At 64.6% G+C, this 16,401-nt stretch carries 19 protein-coding genes and 2 pseudogenes; 19 read left to right on the top strand and 2 right to left on the bottom strand.

What is annotated here, in order from left to right:
• Positions 1-46: 46 nt before the first annotated feature.
• From ACUY1T_RS14725 to ACUY1T_RS14695, 7 genes are all read left to right on the top strand, one after another.
• Complete coding sequence (locus tag ACUY1T_RS14725) at positions 47-712, top strand: alpha/beta hydrolase (protein WP_446024048.1); 666 nt, start codon at positions 47-49, stop codon at positions 710-712.
• A 6-nt stretch (positions 713-718) separates the two neighbouring features.
• Complete coding sequence (locus ACUY1T_RS14720; RefSeq protein WP_446024046.1) at positions 719-1,651, top strand: prenyltransferase; 933 nt, start codon at positions 719-721, stop codon at positions 1,649-1,651.
• A 169-nt stretch (positions 1,652-1,820) separates the two neighbouring features.
• Positions 1,821-2,048: a hypothetical protein gene (locus tag ACUY1T_RS14715; protein WP_446024045.1), complete on the top strand. Its 228-nt coding sequence runs from the start codon at positions 1,821-1,823 to the stop codon at positions 2,046-2,048.
• Positions 2,049-2,062: 14 nt separating this feature from the next.
• Entirely contained in the window at positions 2,063-2,362 is a 300-nt protein-coding gene (locus tag ACUY1T_RS14710) for a hypothetical protein (RefSeq protein ID WP_446024043.1), read from the top strand.
• Positions 2,359-3,852, top strand: coding sequence for a complex I subunit 5 family protein (locus ACUY1T_RS14705; protein ID WP_446024041.1), 1,494 nt, complete (start codon positions 2,359-2,361; stop codon positions 3,850-3,852). The genes ACUY1T_RS14710 and ACUY1T_RS14705 overlap by 4 nt, the downstream gene beginning before the upstream one ends.
• Entirely contained in the window at positions 3,849-5,354 is a 1,506-nt protein-coding gene (locus ACUY1T_RS14700) for a proton-conducting transporter transmembrane domain-containing protein (protein ID WP_446024039.1), read from the top strand. Before ACUY1T_RS14705 ends, ACUY1T_RS14700 begins: the two co-directional genes overlap by 4 nt.
• The gene (locus ACUY1T_RS14695; RefSeq protein WP_446024037.1) at positions 5,351-7,147 is read left to right on the top strand and encodes a complex I subunit 5 family protein; all 1,797 of its coding nucleotides are present in this window, start codon (positions 5,351-5,353) and stop codon (positions 7,145-7,147) included. Before ACUY1T_RS14700 ends, ACUY1T_RS14695 begins: the two co-directional genes overlap by 4 nt.
• 52 nt (positions 7,148-7,199) lie before the next feature.
• Here ACUY1T_RS14695 and ACUY1T_RS14690 read toward each other — a convergent pair whose 3' ends face one another.
• On the bottom strand, positions 7,200-8,612 hold the full coding sequence (locus ACUY1T_RS14690) for a PhoH family protein (protein ID WP_446024036.1): 1,413 nt from the start codon (positions 8,610-8,612) through the stop codon (positions 7,200-7,202).
• Positions 8,613-9,024: 412 nt separating this feature from the next.
• Here ACUY1T_RS14690 and ACUY1T_RS14685 point away from each other — a divergent pair, with 412 nt between their 5' ends.
• Genes ACUY1T_RS14685 through ACUY1T_RS14665 form a run of 5 tightly spaced genes read left to right on the top strand, consistent with a single transcriptional unit; the run spans position 9,025 to position 11,929 of the window.
• The gene (locus ACUY1T_RS14685) at positions 9,025-9,693 is read left to right on the top strand and encodes a cell division protein ZipA C-terminal FtsZ-binding domain-containing protein (RefSeq protein WP_446024034.1); all 669 of its coding nucleotides are present in this window, start codon (positions 9,025-9,027) and stop codon (positions 9,691-9,693) included.
• A gap of 40 nt (positions 9,694-9,733) precedes the next feature.
• Positions 9,734-10,234, top strand: a complete 501-nt coding sequence (locus ACUY1T_RS14680; protein WP_446024331.1) for an AAC(3)-I family aminoglycoside N-acetyltransferase — start codon at positions 9,734-9,736, stop codon at positions 10,232-10,234.
• 19 nt (positions 10,235-10,253) lie between these two features.
• The gene (locus ACUY1T_RS14675; protein WP_446024032.1) at positions 10,254-10,844 is read left to right on the top strand and encodes a GNAT family N-acetyltransferase; all 591 of its coding nucleotides are present in this window, start codon (positions 10,254-10,256) and stop codon (positions 10,842-10,844) included.
• A 10-nt stretch (positions 10,845-10,854) separates the two neighbouring features.
• The gene (locus tag ACUY1T_RS14670) at positions 10,855-11,472 is read left to right on the top strand and encodes a LysE family translocator (protein WP_446024030.1); all 618 of its coding nucleotides are present in this window, start codon (positions 10,855-10,857) and stop codon (positions 11,470-11,472) included.
• Between the two features lie 46 nt (positions 11,473-11,518).
• Positions 11,519-11,929 carry a VOC family protein gene (locus ACUY1T_RS14665; RefSeq protein WP_446024028.1) on the top strand — a complete coding sequence of 137 codons (411 nt, stop codon included), beginning with the start codon at positions 11,519-11,521 and terminating at the stop codon, positions 11,927-11,929.
• Between the two features lie 21 nt (positions 11,930-11,950).
• Here the strand turns inward: ACUY1T_RS14665 and ACUY1T_RS14660 are convergent, their stop codons facing one another.
• Positions 11,951-12,409, bottom strand: a complete 459-nt coding sequence (locus ACUY1T_RS14660) for an Lrp/AsnC family transcriptional regulator (RefSeq protein WP_446024026.1) — start codon at positions 12,407-12,409, stop codon at positions 11,951-11,953.
• A gap of 126 nt (positions 12,410-12,535) precedes the next feature.
• Between ACUY1T_RS14660 and ACUY1T_RS14655 the strand changes: the two genes are divergently transcribed.
• The 7 genes and pseudogenes from ACUY1T_RS14655 (at position 12,536) to ACUY1T_RS14625 (ending at position 16,360) form a co-directional block, all read left to right on the top strand.
• Positions 12,536-13,540, top strand: coding sequence for a nucleoside recognition domain-containing protein (locus tag ACUY1T_RS14655; protein ID WP_446024024.1), 1,005 nt, complete (start codon positions 12,536-12,538; stop codon positions 13,538-13,540).
• Between the two features lie 215 nt (positions 13,541-13,755).
• Entirely contained in the window at positions 13,756-14,133 is a 378-nt protein-coding gene (locus tag ACUY1T_RS14650) for a CidA/LrgA family protein (RefSeq protein ID WP_446024022.1), read from the top strand.
• The gene (locus tag ACUY1T_RS14645) at positions 14,130-14,840 is read left to right on the top strand and encodes an LrgB family protein (RefSeq protein ID WP_446024020.1); all 711 of its coding nucleotides are present in this window, start codon (positions 14,130-14,132) and stop codon (positions 14,838-14,840) included. Before ACUY1T_RS14650 ends, ACUY1T_RS14645 begins: the two co-directional genes overlap by 4 nt.
• A 79-nt stretch (positions 14,841-14,919) precedes the next feature.
• Positions 14,920-15,489 carry a sugar O-acetyltransferase gene (locus ACUY1T_RS14640; protein WP_446024018.1) on the top strand — a complete coding sequence of 190 codons (570 nt, stop codon included), beginning with the start codon at positions 14,920-14,922 and terminating at the stop codon, positions 15,487-15,489.
• A 12-nt stretch (positions 15,490-15,501) separates the two neighbouring features.
• Positions 15,502-15,585: pseudogene (locus ACUY1T_RS14635) on the top strand (VOC family protein); the annotation flags it as partial.
• Positions 15,586-15,596: 11 nt separating this feature from the next.
• Positions 15,597-15,710: pseudogene (locus tag ACUY1T_RS14630) on the top strand (glutathione transferase); the annotation flags it as partial.
• Positions 15,711-15,811: 101 nt separating this feature from the next.
• Entirely contained in the window at positions 15,812-16,360 is a 549-nt protein-coding gene (locus ACUY1T_RS14625) for a dihydrofolate reductase family protein (RefSeq protein WP_446024016.1), read from the top strand.
• Positions 16,361-16,401 lie beyond the last annotated feature (41 nt).

Raw genomic sequence — 16,401 nt, 5'->3', positions numbered from 1 at the left:
CTTTGCGGTAGGGTGACGGTTTTCGATTACCACGGAAGAGCCCCCCATGAGCCATCCCGGTGAACTGATCATCGAGCCCAAGAGCGGCCGTCCGGCCGATGCCTGCGTCTTCATCCTGCACGGCCTGGGCGCCGACGGCCATGACTTCGAGCCCCTGGTGCCGGCGCTGCCCCTGAAGGCGGGTCTCGAGGCGCGCTTCATCCTGCCCCATGCCCCACGGCTACCGGTCACCATCAATGGCGGCATGGTGATGCCGGCGTGGTACGACATCCACGAGATGAGCCTCGACCGTCGCGTCGACACGGCGCAGTTGGTGGCCTCCGCGGAGCGCATCCAGGAACTGGTGCAGGAGCAGGTCGACCACGGCATCGACAGCCGGCGCATCATCCTGGCCGGTTTCTCCCAGGGCGGTGCCGTTGCCTATCAGGCGGCGCTCTCGTTCGATGCCCCGCTGGGCGGGCTGCTGGCCATGTCGACCTACTTCGCCACCGCCGATACCATTGCCTTTTCCGAGGCCAACCGCGAACTGCCGATCGAGATCCACCACGGCTCCTTCGACCCGGTGGTGCCCGAGGCGCTGGGCAAGGCCGCCTGTCAGCGCTTGCAGGGGCTGGGCTATCCAGTTCACTACCAGAGTTACCCCATGGCCCATGCGGTCTGCCCCCAGCAGGTGGGTGACATTGCCACCTGGTTGAACGCGCGGCTGAGCTGACAGCCCATGCGCGACACCACCACTGGCGCATCGCGGCTGCGTACCTGCCTGCGCAGCAGCCGGCCGAACTTCCTGGTGCTGGCGCCGCTATGCGCGGGATTGGCGATCACCTCGGCCCTTGCCGACGGCTATTCGGTCGCCGTGCTCGATGCATTGCTGGTGCTGCTCGGTGCCCTGCTGGCCCATGCGGCCGTCAATTTGTTCAACGAGCACCACGATTTTCACTCCGGTCTGGACGAGATGACCGAGCGCACGCCATTTTCCGGCGGTAGCGGCGCCCTGCCCGAGCAGCCCGAGGCCGCTCATGCCGTGCTGGGCGCAGCGCTGGCGTGCCTGGCGGGCGTGATGCTGATTGGTGTCTGGTTCCTGTGGCGGGTGGGGCCGGTGATGCTCGCCTATGGTCTGGTGGGCCTCGGTCTGGTGGTGGCCTATACCGCCTGGCTGACCCGCAGGCCCTGGCTTTGCCTGCTAGCACCTGGGGCCGGCTTCGGCCTGCTGATGGTGCTGGGTGCCCATCAGGCGCTGGCCGGCACGCTGTCGGCCATGGTGGTGGCCGCTGCGCTGATTCCCACGCTCATGGTCAGTGCCTTGTTGCTGATCAACCAAGTGCCCGATATCGATGCCGACCGGCGGGTGGGGCGCGACCATCTGGCGATTCGCCTGGGGCCTCGTAGGGCTGCCCGGTTGGTGGCGGTGCTGCTGGCGGCGGCCTTCGCCGTGGTGCCCGTGGCCTGGCTCGTGGGGGCCCTGCCAACCGAGGCCTGGCTGATGTGGCTGGCAGTGCCGGCGCTGGCATGGCTGATTCGCGGTCTCTGGCAACTGCCGGTAGGCGTGGAGCGGGGCGAGCTTGCTTCATTGCTGCCGCTGATGGGGCTCAACGTGGCGATACTGCTGGCCAGCTTGGCCCTGCTCAACGTTGGGCTCCTTCTCGCTGCCTGACTCGACGACAGGAGTGGCTGAGTGGCAGACGCGCTCGGACTCTGACAGGCTTAGGGTACGCCCCTGCCTGGATTGGTGCTCGTGGGTTGAGTCAGGCAGGAGGCGTCCCCAAGGTATGGGAGTAAGACCTGGTCAATCAGCGCTGGACATTTACCACAAGGAGACTGTGATGACGCCCGACATTTCCGAGGAGCTGCGTTTGCCAGTGGCCTGCCCCAGTTGCGGCAGCCATCTCTATCGCGTTTCGAAGGTGCACAACCCCGACGACAAGGTGTTCTGTGCTTCCTGCAAGCGCTTCCTTTGTCTCTACCATGAAGCGCAGACGATGCTGGAGAAGGGGCCGAGTGACGAACTCGAGGCCATGATCGAAGAGGTCGTCAACCGCAATCATCACTAAGGCGCGCTTACCCAATGCCGCCATTCGAGGAGATGTCGCTGGCAGCCATCCTGCTGCTGCTGGCAGCATCGTCGCTGTTCGATCGCCACCTGCTGCGGCGGCTGCTGGCTTTCAACATCATCGGTACGGGAATTTTCCTGATTCTCATGTCCTTGGTGGGGCAGAATGCCATGGCAGCTGCCCATGGGCTGGTCGTTACCGGTCTGCTGGTGGCGCTGCTGGGAACGGCGCTGGGGGCACTGTTGATTCGACGACTCGAGCGCCTGGAGCAAGCGGGCGAGATGACGTCGGCGAAGGGTAATAGGGCGTCATGATCGAGCGTCTAGGCCTGGGAAACGACCTGTCCGGGCAGGCCGATAGCCTGCTCGCACTCTGGGTCGTGCTCGGCTTGCCGCTGTTGCTCGGGCTGCTGGGCGGGGTGGCACGCCCCTCGCGTGGCTGGCCCATTGTCGTGGCGGGGTTGCTGTCGCTGTCGGCCTTGGGCTGGCTGGCCGGGGCGGTGGGTGGCGGGGCGGGGCAGTCATGGACGCTCGACGTCGGGCCGCTCGCGCTGCACTGGCGCGTCAATGGCCTGACCCTCATGCTGCTGCTGCTCACTCACCTGATCGTCCTGGCCAGTGCACTTTACGCGCCGACCTATCTGCGCGGCGTGGTACAGGCCGCCCGCAGCGGCCAGGCTGCATTCTGGCCATTGCTGGGCATGTTGGCATCCAGCCTGTCGATGATCTGGGTAGCCGCGGACCTGCTGCTGCTCTACATCGGCCTGGAGCTGATGGGGCTGACGGCAGTAGGGCTGCTGTTGCTGCCGGGCAAGGCCGATGCCCTGGTGGCGGGGTTGCGCTACCTGCTGCTGGCGCTGGTGGGATCGCTGGCCTTTTTGCTGGGTGTCTCGCTGCTGCTGGGCGCCTGGGGGCGGCTGGACCTGGCGGGGCTGGCGCAGGTGGCCGAGGCCGGCGCCTTGTTGTGGGTCGCCATGGCGCTGCTCAGTGCGGGCTTGCTGCTCAAGGCCGCCGCCTTTCCCCTGCATGCCTGGCTGGCGCCGGTGCACGCTTCGGCCTGGATCCCCATCAGTGCGCTGCATGCGGGCCTGGTGATCAAGGCCTCTTTCTTCATTGCCTTGCAGTTGTGGCTGGTGCTGGTGCCCGCCGCATCGACGGCAGCGGCTTTGATTGGCGTGATGGCCGGGGGTGCGGTGATCTGGGGCGGCGTGATGGCCTGGCGCGCGGCAAAGCTCAAGGACGTGGTGGCCTGGTCCACCGTTTCGCAGCTGGGCTACCTGCTGCTGGCGTTTCCGCTGCTGGTGGGTAGCGACCCGGCTGTCGCCGCACTCGCCTGGGACGGCACCTGGCTTCAGTTGGCGGCTCATGCCCTGGCCAAGGCCGCCATGTTCCTGGCCGCCGGGAACCTGGTCCTGGCTACCGGCGAGTCCCGGGTGGAAGGGCTTGCCGGTGCCAGCCGGCGTTTCCCGCTCGCGCTGCTCAGCTTTGGTATCGCTTCGATCAGCCTCATCGGCTTGCCGCCGAGCATGGGCTTTACCGCCAAGTGGCTGCTGCTGCATGCCGCCCTGGCAGGGGGCCATTGGACCTGGCTGGCGGTGCTGGCCATCGGCACGCTGCTCAGCGCCGCCTATGTGTTCCGCGTGTTTCGCTTCTCCTTCGTCGAGGATGCACCCACCCTCGACTATCGCCCGGTTCCCTGGGGCATGGATACGATCGCCCTGTTGCTGGCACTCTCGGCACTGCTGTTGGGCCTGGTGGCGGAGTGGCCCCTGGTGCTGCTGCGCGGGGCGGGAGGCGAGCCATGAGCCAGGCCTGGCTGCCGGTCGTCACCCTGGCCACCTCGCTGTTGGTGGCGCCGCTGATCTTCGCCCTGCCCGAACGTGCGTGGCGGGCGCGGGCGGCGGTCAACCTCGCGGCTGCCGTGCTCAAGATACTGCTGGTGGCGCTGATGGTGCTGGGGTTCTATCAGGGGCGTGATTTTGCCTTCAGCTTCACCGTGGTGGAGGGCGTCAGCTTCCTGCTTCAGGTGGACGCCCTGGGGCTGATGTTCGCCGGGCTCTCGTCGTTGCTGTGGCTTGCCACCACGGTCTATGCCATCGGTTACCTCGAGGACTCGCCCAACCGCAAGCGCTTCTTCGGCTTCTTCAGCCTCTGCGTGGCCAGTACCATCGGTATCGCCCTGGCCGGTAACCTGTTCACCTTCCTGCTGTTCTACGAGCTGCTCACCCTTTCCACCTACCCGCTGGTAGTGCATCGCGGCCACGACAAGGCGCTCGCGGCGGGCACGATCTACCTGCGCTATACGTTGACCGGCGGCTTGGTCCTGCTGCTCGGCGTGGTGGCATTGCATGCGCTGGTAGGCGATGTCGCCTTCGGCCAGCGGGAGGTATTGGCCGACTTGGGGCCGCAGGCCCATCCCATGCTGACGGTGCTGTTCGTGGTGCTGCTGGTGGGGCTCGGAGTCAAGGCCGCGCTGGTGCCGCTGCATGGCTGGCTGCCGCGGGCGATGGTGGCGCCGGCACCGGTCAGCGCCCTGCTGCATGCGGTGGCGGTGGTCAAGGCGGGGGCCTTCGGCATCGTGCGCCTGGTCTACGACGTCTACGGCATCTCCCTCACCCATGAGCTGGGGATGTTGTCGTTGCTTTCCGCTATTGCCGTGGTCACCATCCTGTTTGGCTCGATGCGTGCCCTGTCGCAGCAGGAACTCAAGCCACGGCTGGCCTACTCCACGGTCAGCCAGGTCTCCTATATCGTGCTCGGTATCAGCCTGTTCGGGCCGTTCGGCACCATCGCCGGGCTGGTACACCTGATGCACCAGGGCCTGATGAAGGTGACCCTGTTCTATTGTGCCGGCAATTATGCGGAGGAGCTCGGCATTCATCGAATCGACGAACTCGATGGCGCCGGGCGACGCATGCCGTTGACCAGCCTGGCGTTCACCATCGGGGCGTTGGGCATGATCGGCCTGCCGCCGGTGGCCGGCTTCATCAGCAAGTGGTACCTGGGCCTGGGAGCGGTGCAGGCCGGCATGCCATGGGTCATCGCCGTACTGGTCACCAGCAGCTTGCTCAATGCCGCCTACTTCCTGCCGATCCTGCACCGGCTGTGGTTTCGTCAAGGCCCATCCCATGGGCTTGGCTCCTGGCCGGAAGAACGTAACCTGGGGCGCTTCGAAACCAGCGCCTGGCTGCTGCTGCCCACTGCTGCCACGGCGCTGTTCAGTGTGCTCGTGGGACTGCTGGCGGGCGTTCCCTTCAGCCCGCTGGATCTGGCGACCATCATGGCGACGGAGGAGTACGTGCCATGAGCCTGCTGCTTCCCCTGGCGCTGCTGTGGCCGTGGCTGATCATGCTGCGCAATGCAATGTGGCTGGCCATGGAGCAGGGTGGCCTGCGCCATGCCGAGTCGCGCCCGGAGCTGATCGATGGCTGGTGGATTTCGGCGCCGCTGCCGGCACTGCTCCTGGCGCTGTGGCCTGGCGAATTGACGCTTGCGATGGAGGGCTGGCTGCTGGGCGGCCTGTGGCAGCTCGACGAGTCGCGCCGGCCATGGCTGATGTTCAGTGGCTTGCTGTGGTTCCTGGCCGGCTGCTATGCGCGTGGTTATGTGGCCGACGAACAGCAGTGTGCCGAGGCCGGCGATACGAAGGCCTTCCGCCGGCTGCTGAGCTTTACGCTGCTGTGGCCGCTGACGCTCATCGGTAACCTGCTGCTGATCCTGGCCGAGGACATTCCGAGCTTCTACCTGGGATTCGCCACCATGACGCTGGCGGCCTATGGCCTGGTGGTGCACGCCGGTCACCGCGATGCCCGGCTCGGTGGATTTGCCTATCTGGTCATGGCCTTCCTCGGCGAGGCGCTGATCCTGGGGGGCCTGCTGTGGTCGGCGGGTAGCGCGGGCGTGGTGACCTTGACGGAGCTGCGTACGGCCATCGCCGAAGCCGAGCAGGGGCTTTGGATGGCGACCCTGCTGTGGCTGGGGTTCGGCGTCAAGGCGGGTGTGATCGGGCTACACGTGTGGCTGCCGCTGGCGCACCCGGTGGCGCCCACCCCAGCCAGTGCCGTGCTCAGTGGAGTGATGGTCAAGGCCGGCGTACTGGGCTGGTTGAGCACGCTGCCGCTGGGCATTCCCGGAACGGGGCTGGTTCCCTTGGGGCAGGCGATCACCCTGATGGGACTCGTTGGCGCCTTTACGGCGGCCTTGCTGGGCGTGGCCCAGCGACATCCCAAGGCGGTGCTGGCCTATTCCAGCGTCAGTCAGCTGGGCATGCTCGCCAGCCTGGTAGGCATTGGGCTCTCTTCGCCGACACTGTGGCCGGCGCTGCTGGCACCGGTGGTGTTGTTTGCGGGGCACCATGGCATGACCAAGGGTGCGCTGTTCCTCGGCGTGGGCATCAGCGAGCATCCCCCGCGACTGCCCACCTGGCTCATCTGGCTGCTGCTGGCGCTGCCGGCCTTTTCGCTGAGCGGCGCGTTTGCCTCCGGGCTGGTCGCCAAGGGCTTCATGAAGGAAGCGCTCTACCAAGGCGGCCACTCGACGCTGGTCACCTGGCTCAGCCTGGCGGCGATAGGCAGCACCCTGTTGATGGGGCGGGCGCTGTGGCGCCAATGGCGTGAGCGCGGTATACACCCGATTCCCTGGCGTTCGCCCATGTCGCTGGCCTGGCTATTTGCAGTGCTGGCGGCGGCCAGCGTGCCGCTATGGCTGCCCACCGGTGAAGCCGACGTACCGTGGCCGCCCCTGAAGGAGCTGCCAGGGCTGCTGTGGCCGGTGGCCTTGGGGCTGGGCCTGGCTGGCTTGGTGCTGATTGCAACGAGGTCCGGAGTGGGGGAGTGGCGCATCACGGTTCGCCTGCACCCGGGCGACCTGTGGTGGGGCTATGCAGCATTGGCTCGCCGCGCCGTCGAGAAGCTCGGCAAGCTGGGCGCCGCGCTGGAAGCCCGCGGGCAGCGAATTCGTGCGCGCCTGGCGGAAAAGGAACGGCGAACGATTGCTTGGCTCGATGACCTGACCCGTTACGAGCGTGGCTTCGCCCATCTTGCCGTACCGCTGATGGTGGGGGTGGCAGTGCTGCTGGCGCTGGGGTTCTGGCTGGGCTAGCTGGCCGCCCCCCCAGGCCTGGGGGGGGGCGGCCAGTTTGGGGAGGTTCAACTCACAACAGTTCCTCTCCCGCCAACGCCAGGCGTGAGCGCTCCACGCTGCGCAGGGTCACGTGGCCGGCATGGGGCCAGTTGCTGAAACGCTGTACCACCGCCGCCATGCCGCAGGTGTTGGCGGTAAGGTAGGGCGTGTCGATCTGGCCGACGTTGCCCAGGCAGACGATCTTGGTGTTGCGCCCGGCTCGGGTGAGCAGGGTCTTGAGCTGCTTGGGGGTGAAGTTCTGTGCCTCGTCGATGATCAGGAAGGTGTCGTTCAGGGTGCGCCCGCGCATGAAGCCGGGCGCGCGTATCTGCACGCGGGAGCCGATCAGGCTGCGTGTCGCGTCCTGGCTCCAACTGGTGCTGCCGTCGTGCTCGTCGCGCAGCAGGTTGTCCATGTTGTCGTGGAAGGCACCCATCCACGGCGACATCTTCTCCTCCTCGGTGCCGGGCAGGAAGCCGATGTCCTCACTCATCGAAATCGGCGCCCGGGTGAACACGATACGCTCGAAACGCTTGGCATCCAGCGTCTGCTGGAAGGCCGCCGCCAGCGTCATGAAGGTCTTGCCGGTACCGGCACTACCGGCGATGGTGACCAGGTCAATCTCGTCGTCCATCAGCAGGTTGAGGGCGAAGTTCTGGCGGCTGTCGTGGGCATGCACGCCCCAAACGCCATCCTTGTGGCGATAGTTGGTCAACAGTTGCAGCCGTGCCTGGGTGGGACCCAGTTCGCGCACGATGGCCTCGAAGCTGGCACCGTTCTCGCTGTCGGACACCAGCATGCCCAGGTGCCAGTCGCTGGGGATGCGGCCTTCCAGCCGATAGAAGGTGTGGTGGTCGACTCGCTCCACCTCGACCTCGACTTCCATCTGGTCCCAGGGACCGCTGCCGCCTTCCGCATCGGGATAGATGCGCACCCCCTCGAGCATGACGTCGCTGTCGCTGAAGGCGCGGTCGGTCAGGTAATCCTCCACCGGGACATTCAACGCCGTAGCCTTTACCCGCAGGTTGATGTCCTTGGTGACCAGGATCACCGAGGCGTCGGGCCGCTCGTCGCGCAGCCGGCAGGTTTCGGCCAGCAGTACGTTGTCGGGGCTCTCCGCGAGGTGCTCCAGCGGCTCCAGTTCGGGGTAGCAGAGAAACCGAAGCTTGCCGAGCGTAGCGCCGCCGGCCCGGGGGATCGGGATGCCTTGCTGAATCTCGTCGAAGGTGACCTGATTGGTGAGGTCGGAGAGGGTACGGCTGACCTGGCGGGCGGTGCGAGCGATCTCGCGCAGGCCATTCTTGTGCTTGTCGAGTTCCTCGAGCACGGTCATGGGGATGACCACCTCGTGTTCCTCGAACTGATACAGCGCAGCGGGGTCGTGAAGAAGAACGTTGGTATCCAGCACGTAAAGCCGCTTGGCTTTCTTGTCGAGTCGTACCATCGGGGCAGCGCTCCTGAGTTGACGGCACCTACAACACTGGCCTTCACATCATTCCATGGTATGACAATCCAGGCTCACTGGTGGCCAGTGTCCCTTGAGTTGGCATGGCTCCTTTTTTGGCTTTCGTTATTCCTAGCATGGGGTCTTCGCGCTCCGGCTGCCATCGAAATCCTTCAACGCAAGCTCCAGCAGCCGTTGAATGCACGCTACAGCTGGGTGGGTCACTACGCGAGGTAGGTCTCACCAACGTTGATTGCGCATATAGCGATACGTAGCGTAGCGGCGTAATCTGGAGGGAAACAACATGGCCCGACACGGCGTTGCCCTGAGTGGACGCAGACTTTTACAAACGTAGGAAGTGTCATGGCAGTAGGGAAATGCCTCGTGGGTCAACAAGGTAGGGGTACGCGGGATGGATCCGGTCGTAGTGGTACTGATCGTGGCGGGAGTGGCGTTGCTGCTCGCGCTGTTATGCATGGTGGCCTTTCTCAAGAGCCGTAGCGCTCGCAGCGAACTCGAGGAAGCGCCTTCGGCAACGCGCCGTGTGGCCGAAGCGGCCCCCGATACCGGTGCGGAAGAATCAACGCGACCGAAGGCGGCCGCTCAGCCGGAGCCGGATGAACAGGAACCGATGCACCGTTTCAAGGTGGCATCGGGCAAGGACATCAAGCAATGCCTGTTCGTGATACTCGAATGGCCGGGGCTGGACACCAACCGCCGCCTTGCCCGCTTGCTCAAGGAGTACAACGCCCAGTACGACGCCAAGCTGGGCGTCTACAAGATTCGCGACCCCCTCGCCGGCTACAAGCTCACCATTGCCAACTCGTCGCCGCCCGGCACACTGCCACCCATCCATGAAGGTGACGATCAGCCCACCGTGCCAGGCGTCTCCGTCCTGATCCACTTCGTCAGCAAGCGCAGCGTGGCGCGCAATCCCGAAACGCTGATCCAGATCACCCAGTCGATCGCCTCCCTTGGCGGCCATATCCTCGATGCCGAGCGCAATGCCGTCAGTAACGAGGAGTTCGAGCAGCTCAGGCAGCACGCACAGAACCGGGAGGCTGCGACTCGGAGGGCTTGAGGCTGGCTCGCCTACTGCGCTAGCAAGAACGAGGTAAATGATGGACGCAGCCGCTGGATTCGTCATCGAGACGCTTTCACCCCGCGACAGCAGGCTGATGAATGAGCTGCTGACCGTGTTCGGTGAAGCGTTCAACGAAGTAGATACCTACGGCGCCGCTCGTCCCGGCCGGAGTTACATGGAACGCCTGCTGGCAAGCGATACCTTCATTGCCCTGGTGGCCCGCAAGGGCGACGAGGTGGTGGGGGGCCTTGCCGCTTACGAGCTGCACAAGTTCGAACAGGAGCGCAGCGAGATCTATATTTATGACTTGGCAGTGGCGGAAGCGCACCGGCGCGAGGGCATCGCCACGGCGCTGATCGAAAGGCTCAAGGCGATTGCGGCGCAGCGGGGTGCCTACGTCGTCTACGTTCAGGCAGACTTGGGCGATACCCCTGCCATCGAACTCTACTCGAAACTTGGGGTTCGCGAGGACGTGCTGCACTTCGACATTGCAGTGCCGCTGAGATTGGGAGCGACCAGCGCCAAAGGCAAGGCGTAATGATTGCCAGGGAGGCACCATGTGTGAATTGGAAACCCCACGCCTTCGGTTGCGTCCACTGGCCACCGGTGATTTGCCGGCGCTAGCCGAGATACTCGCCGATCCGGAGGTGATGCGCCATTCACTGCGCGGCGTTTGCGATGAGATGGCCACTCGCATCTTCCTCGACTGGTGTTTCGATTGTTACATCAAATACCGCACGGGGCCGCTGGCACTGGTGGACAGGCATGGCGGCGACTTCGTCGGCTTCTGCGGCGTGTCTCCTGAAAAGATCAAAGGCGCCATGGAGTTGAACCTGGGCTACCGGCTTGCCAGGCGCTACTGGGGCCAGGGGCTGGCAACCGAGGCTGCACTTGCTGCGCTGGGGCATGCCTTCAACGACAGGCGATTCGATTCGGTCGTCGCAATCGTCGAGCCAACGCATGCCGCGTCGTTACGGGTGGCGGAGAAGGCGGGGTTCGGCCGCTTCCAGACGCTAACGTTCCATCAGCGGCCGGTACGCCTGTATCGGATGCTTCGGGGACAGTGGCAGCAGCGGTTGGCAGCCGAGCCGGATTGGGCCGGCGTGGCGACAATCGATTCAAGCAAGGCCACACCTTCTAGAAGCTAGGAAAGCCATCATGGACCTGACCACGTTATTGCTGTTCATACCAGCCTGCTTCGCGCTCAACCTGGCGCCGGGCCCTAACAACCTGCTCTCCATGAGCAATGCCAAGCGCTACGGCGTCAACGTCGCCTGCCTGGCCGGGATCGGCCGCCTGGTCGCGTTCGTGGCGATGATTGCGCTGGCGGCCTCGGGGCTTGCCACGCTGCTGTATGCTTCGGAAAAGCTGTTCCTCGTTATCAAGCTGCTGGGGGCCGCTTATCTGTTCTGGCTGGCCTACCAGCTGTGGTTCGCCGCGCCGGGTGAGGAGCGTGAGCTGGAAGAGCGGCAGCGCAGCCTGCTGGGGCTGGCCCGCCAGGAGTTCCTGCTGGCGGCGGGCAACCCCAAGGCGATCCTGATCTTCACCGCCTTCCTGCCGCAGTTCGTCGACCCTGCAGGCCCCGTTGCGCTGCAGTTCACCGTACTTGGCGCACTCTTCCTGCTGCTCGAGTGGGTGGCCATCGCCGGCTACGCCTATGTCGGGGCTTTCCTGCGCCAATGGTTCTCGCGCCCCGCCATGCGACGGCTGTTCAATCGCGGCTGTGCGGCGCTGCTTGGCAGTGCCGGGGTGGGCTTGCTGGTGGCTCGCCGGTAATGATGAGCGGCAGTGATCGTTGGGCAGGGAATAGAGGAGTCGCAACATGAAGCCAAGGATCAGCATGATCACGCTCGGCGTTCGCGACCTTGCGGCGTCGATTCGCTTCTACGAGCAGGGGCTGGGCCTTCCCAGGATGGAGTCGCCGCCCGAAGTGGCCTTCTTCACCCTCAACGGTACCTGGCTGGGGCTCTACGGCCGTGAGGCACTGGCCGAGGATGCGGGCGTTCCTGCCGAAGGCAGCGGCTTTACCGGCATCGCTCTAGCCCACAACCTGGCCTCCGAGGCGGAAGTCGACGAACTATTGGAGCAGGTGGTTGCCGCCGGCGCCAAGTTGGTCAAGCCCGGCCAGAAGGTATTCTGGGGCGGCTATTCGGGGTACTTCTCCGACCCGGACGGCTATCTCTGGGAAGTCGCCCACAACCCCTTCGCCTGGGTCGGCCCCAAGGACGAGTAGGGCAGAGCGCTTTTCCAGCGATCAAATACCCAGCGGCAGCCGCGTCTCGAACTTGGTGCGCTTGCGCGATATCAGCGTGCGGAACTTGTGCACGCCGTCGCTGGCATCCAGTACGCGGTCGCAGAAGCGATCGTAGCATTGCATATTGGGCACGCTGACGATCAGTACGAAATCCACCTCGCCGGTGACCTGGTAGCACTGGGTGACTTCGGGAGCCGCTTCCATCTGCTTGATGAAACGGCCGTAAAGCGCCTTGTCGTCTCGCGTCATGGTCACTTCCACCACCATGTGAAGGTTGGCACCCAGCGCTTCGGGCGCCAGGATCGCCACTTCACGCTGGATCACGCCTTGCTCCTTAAGGCGGCGAACACGCTTCAGGCATGCCGAGGGTGAAAGCCCGACCCGCTCCGCCAATGCCTGGTTGGTCAGGCTGGCATCGTGCTGCAATTGATCGAGGATCCTCAGGTCGAGTCTGTCCATGTGCAGGAAATTTCCCTCGGGGCCTACAGAAAGCAACATTCTTCCCGTTTCAGGGTAAGAACGCCATCGCCTTGTTCGGTACATGAGTAAAGTAAGCGGCTGGCTCCCTGACGGAACGACGCCCACATGACACAACGACTTCCTGCCCGCCTGCTCGGCACGATGGGCAAGCTGCTGCGCGAGGCCTGGACGGTCTATTGGACCCTGCTCAAGGTGATGGTACCGGCGCTGCTGATCGTGAAGGCGCTCGAGATGCTGGGCATGACCGAGCTGCTCGGCCACTGGCTCGCGCCGTTGATGGCTCCGCTGGGGCTGCCCGAGCCGATGAGCCTGGTGTGGGCCGCCACGCTGCTGACCAACATCTACACCGGCCTGGTCATCTTCTTCGAAGTCACGCGGGATACGCCGCTGACCGTGGCGCAGGTGACGGTGCTGGGTGTGCTGATGGCCGTGGGGCACTCGCTGCCGATAGAAGGGGCGGTGGCGCGCCTGGCCGGCGTGCCCTGGTGGCTGACCGTGCTGCTGCGAGCCGGCGGTGCCTGGCTGCTGGGTTGGCTGCTGCACCTGAGCTATTCGTGGGGAGGCTGGCTTCAGCACGCCAACCACGTGGTGTGGCAGCCTTCCGCCCAGGAGGCGACCCTGACGGCCTGGCTGCAGGGCCAGGCCATGACGCTGGCGACCATCTTCGTGGTGATCTTCGCGCTGATGAGTCTGCTCAGACTGCTGCACTGGCTGGGCGTCGAGCGGCTGATCCACAAACTGCTCTATCCGCTGCTGCGGCTTCTGGGCATCGGCCCGGCAGCGGCCAACATCACCGTGATCGGCATCACCCTGGGACTCACCTTCGGTGCCGGCCTGCTGTTGCGCGAGGCGCATTCGGGTCGCCTGACGCCGCGGGACATCGTGCTCACGCTCTGCTTCCTCGGCCTCTGCCATAGCCTGATCGAGGATACGCTGCTGATCATGCTGATGGGGGCGGACCTCTCCGGCCTACTGTGGGCACGGCTCGGCTTCGCGCTGGTGGTCATCGCCCTGCTGGCGAGGTTGCCCTGGCTGAAGCGCGCCCAGTTGCCGGCGTGGATGTTTGCCCAAAGCACGGTGCCGGAGAGAGCACCACGTCCGGAAGGGTGAACCAGTAAGGGCACGTAGCCCATGTCCAAGGAGGCTGACAGGTAGGTGAACGCTTACTGGGGCGGAGGCGTTGCAGGAACGGGAATTGGGGGAAAGATCAGGAGCATCCCCGCGCAAACGATAGCGTGATAATCTTTCCCCAAAGTACCTGGCCTGGCTGCCTGCTCTTCGGCAGCCACAAGCGGATACACCTTTCTGGGCCGAATGGAGATGGCATGAAGCTGTTGCGTGGGTTCCTGTGGCTACTCGGTTTCCAACTGCTCGGCCACGCTGTCGTCGAGCTGCTCTCGCTTCCCGTCTCCCACGCCATGGCGGGCCTGCTGTTGCTGCTGGCCTGGCTGCTGGTGAAGCGGCGCCTGAACGAGAGCGTGGCCACGGCGAGCCAGGCGCTGATTCCGCTGCTCGCCATGCTGATCATGCCTGGCGTGGTGGGTGTGTTCTTCGTGATCGACGAGTTCGCCGGCCACTGGACGGCGATCATGGCCGCCCTGGGAGTGGGTACCTTCCTCAGCGTGCTGACCACGCTATGGCTGATGCGACGCTTCATGCCCCGGGAAGCCGTGAGCGCCGATGAGCGGAGGCGTCAGCCATGAGCGAGCTGCACGCCTCCCTGCTGAATACCCCAATACTCGCCGTTGCGCTGACCCTGGCCGCCTATCTTGGCGGCATCCATTTGTTCGAACGGATGGGCCGGCCGAGCTGGTGCCCGGCGGTGCTGATCGGCGCCGTGCTCACGGCGGCAAGCCTGTGGCTGCTGCGGTATGAATATGTCGATTATCAGCGCAACGTCGCCTGGCTGACCCTGCTCTTGGGCCCCGCCACCGTGGCATTGGCGGTGCCGCTCTACCAGCAGCGACAGCACATCTTCGCGCTGTGGAAGCCCATTCTGTGCTGCCTGCCGCTAGCCGCCGTGCTGGCCGCGCTCTATGCCGTGCTGATCGCCTGGCTGCTGGGGGCGCCGGCTGACGTGCTGGCCTCGCTGGCACCGAAGTCGGTGACCGCGCCCCTGGCCATGGGCATTCGCGAACAGATCGGCGGCTCGCTCTCGCTGATGCTGGGCGGGCTGCTCATCACCGGCGTGCTGACCACCATCTTCGTCTCGCTGCTGGCCCGCCTGCTCAAGATCACCGACAAGCGCATCCTCGGCTTCGCGCTGGGCGTGAACGGGCATGCCATCGGCATCGTGCGCGCCTTCGAACTGGGCCCCACCGCTGGTGCCTTCGCTTCGCTCGGCATGAGCCTGACAGGTGTATTCACCGCGCTGTTCCTGCCGCTGGTGTGGCGTCTGTTTGGCAGCTGAATACGCTGGTCTGTGGCCGTTTCGGGGATTATGAATGCTCACTGGAGGGGCATGACAAGACGCATGGCAAGGAGGAGGCATGACCGAAAAAGAGAAGATGCTGGCCGGCGAACTCTACGACCCGCGCGATGCCCAGCTGCAACGCGAACGTCGCCGTGCCCGTCTGCTGACCAAGGCCTTCAACGATATGAGCGACGACCAGGGAAGTGAACGCAAGCGGTTGCTGCTCGAACTGTTCGGCACCATGGGCAAGGGCACCTTCATCGAGCCGCCGTTCTACTGCGACTACGGCGGCAATATCAGGCTGGGCGAGCGGGTCTTCTTCAACTTCAACTGCGTGATCCTCGACGTGGCGCAGGTCACCATCGGCAACCACGTGATGTTCGGCCCCAATGTGCAGGTCTACACCGCCACCCATCCGCTCGATGCCGAGCAGCGCCGCGGCGGCCTGGAAGCCGCAAAGCCCATCACCATCGGCGACGACGTCTGGATCGGCGGCGGGGCGATCCTCTCCCCCGGCGTCACCATCGGTGCCCGCTCGGTCATCGGCGCCGGCAGCGTGGTGACCAAGGACATCCCCGAGGATGTGTTTGCCGGCGGCAATCCCTGCCGGGTGATACGTTCTCTCGTGAATGACGCATCCCGCTGAAAGGGGAGAGCCATGATTTCCGGCATCAACCATCTGACGCTTGCCGTGCGTGATCTCGAACACTCATTCGACTTCTACACTCGCGTAGTAGGCCTCGAGCCGATCGCCTCTACTTCCTCGATCCGGATGGCCACAAGCTCGAAATCCACTCGGGCAATCTCGAAAGCCGACTGGCGGAACTGCGCAAAAGCCCCTATGAAGGGTTGGAGTGGTACGTTTGAGAGGGTTAGAGAGTAAGTAAGCACTGACTGGGTGGGGATGGCTTTCTGGTTGGAAGCGCAGTTCAGACGGCTCGTTTCAACCTGTCTCGGAGCGCATCGAAATGAAGACCCAATACTACACCACTTCAAGCCTCGACGGCTTCATCGCCACCGAAGACGACTCCTTGGACTGGCTCTTCCCACTGGGAGACATCAACGATACGAGCTACTCCGCCTTCTTCGCGGAGGTTGGGGCGCTGGCCATGGGCTCCACCACCTATGAGTGGATGCTGCGTCATTCGGAAAAAGTCGCCGAGGAAACCGGTTCAGCATGGCCCTATACGCAGCCAACCTGGGTCTTCTCGAGCCGCAAGCTACCGAGCATCGAGGGTGCGGATATTCGCTTCGCGCAGGGCAGCGTCGCGCCCATTCATGCCGAGATGGTACAAGCGGCAGGCGGCAAGAACCTCTGGGTCGTGGGCGGTGGCGATCTGGCCGGCCAATTCTTCGATGCCGGCTTGCTGGACGAACTCCTCGTGCAGGTGGGCTCGGTCACTCTGGGCAACGGCAAGCCGCTGTTTCCACGCCGCATCACCAACCCGCCGCTGGAACTGGTCTCCGTCCGCCAGGTGGGCACGGGGTTCGCGGAGCTGTGCTACCGGGTGCCGTGACCAGAGCAATACCGATAGCGCGATGGTGTTTTCACAGAGCG

The sequence above is a fragment of the Billgrantia sp. Q4P2 genome (assembly GCF_052806135.1).
This window is presented reverse-complemented; position numbering and strand designations above follow the sequence as displayed.

What these genes read in the sequence shown, in the direction of transcription:
- ACUY1T_RS14680 (WP_446024331.1), top strand. Translation starts at nt 9,734, where the DNA reads ATGGACGCAGCCGCTGGATTCGTCATCGAGACGCTTTCACCCCGCGAC.
- ACUY1T_RS14640 (WP_446024018.1), top strand. Translation starts at nt 14,920, where the DNA reads ATGACCGAAAAAGAGAAGATGCTGGCCGGCGAACTCTACGACCCGCGC.
- ACUY1T_RS14670 (WP_446024030.1), top strand. Translation starts at nt 10,855, where the DNA reads ATGGACCTGACCACGTTATTGCTGTTCATACCAGCCTGCTTCGCGCTC.
- ACUY1T_RS14645 (WP_446024020.1), top strand. Translation starts at nt 14,130, where the DNA reads ATGAGCGAGCTGCACGCCTCCCTGCTGAATACCCCAATACTCGCCGTT.
- ACUY1T_RS14690 (WP_446024036.1), bottom strand. Translation starts at nt 8,612, where the DNA reads ATGGTACGACTCGACAAGAAAGCCAAGCGGCTTTACGTGCTGGATACC.
- ACUY1T_RS14725 (WP_446024048.1), top strand. Translation starts at nt 47, where the DNA reads ATGAGCCATCCCGGTGAACTGATCATCGAGCCCAAGAGCGGCCGTCCG.
- ACUY1T_RS14665 (WP_446024028.1), top strand. Translation starts at nt 11,519, where the DNA reads ATGAAGCCAAGGATCAGCATGATCACGCTCGGCGTTCGCGACCTTGCG.
- ACUY1T_RS14720 (WP_446024046.1), top strand. Translation starts at nt 719, where the DNA reads ATGCGCGACACCACCACTGGCGCATCGCGGCTGCGTACCTGCCTGCGC.
- ACUY1T_RS14650 (WP_446024022.1), top strand. Translation starts at nt 13,756, where the DNA reads ATGAAGCTGTTGCGTGGGTTCCTGTGGCTACTCGGTTTCCAACTGCTC.
- ACUY1T_RS14695 (WP_446024037.1), top strand. Translation starts at nt 5,351, where the DNA reads ATGAGCCTGCTGCTTCCCCTGGCGCTGCTGTGGCCGTGGCTGATCATG.
- ACUY1T_RS14715 (WP_446024045.1), top strand. Translation starts at nt 1,821, where the DNA reads ATGACGCCCGACATTTCCGAGGAGCTGCGTTTGCCAGTGGCCTGCCCC.
- ACUY1T_RS14705 (WP_446024041.1), top strand. Translation starts at nt 2,359, where the DNA reads ATGATCGAGCGTCTAGGCCTGGGAAACGACCTGTCCGGGCAGGCCGAT.
- ACUY1T_RS14655 (WP_446024024.1), top strand. Translation starts at nt 12,536, where the DNA reads ATGACACAACGACTTCCTGCCCGCCTGCTCGGCACGATGGGCAAGCTG.
- ACUY1T_RS14675 (WP_446024032.1), top strand. Translation starts at nt 10,254, where the DNA reads ATGTGTGAATTGGAAACCCCACGCCTTCGGTTGCGTCCACTGGCCACC.
- ACUY1T_RS14660 (WP_446024026.1), bottom strand. Translation starts at nt 12,409, where the DNA reads ATGGACAGACTCGACCTGAGGATCCTCGATCAATTGCAGCACGATGCC.
- ACUY1T_RS14700 (WP_446024039.1), top strand. Translation starts at nt 3,849, where the DNA reads ATGAGCCAGGCCTGGCTGCCGGTCGTCACCCTGGCCACCTCGCTGTTG.
- ACUY1T_RS14710 (WP_446024043.1), top strand. Translation starts at nt 2,063, where the DNA reads ATGCCGCCATTCGAGGAGATGTCGCTGGCAGCCATCCTGCTGCTGCTG.
- ACUY1T_RS14685 (WP_446024034.1), top strand. Translation starts at nt 9,025, where the DNA reads ATGGATCCGGTCGTAGTGGTACTGATCGTGGCGGGAGTGGCGTTGCTG.
- ACUY1T_RS14625 (WP_446024016.1), top strand. Translation starts at nt 15,812, where the DNA reads ATGAAGACCCAATACTACACCACTTCAAGCCTCGACGGCTTCATCGCC.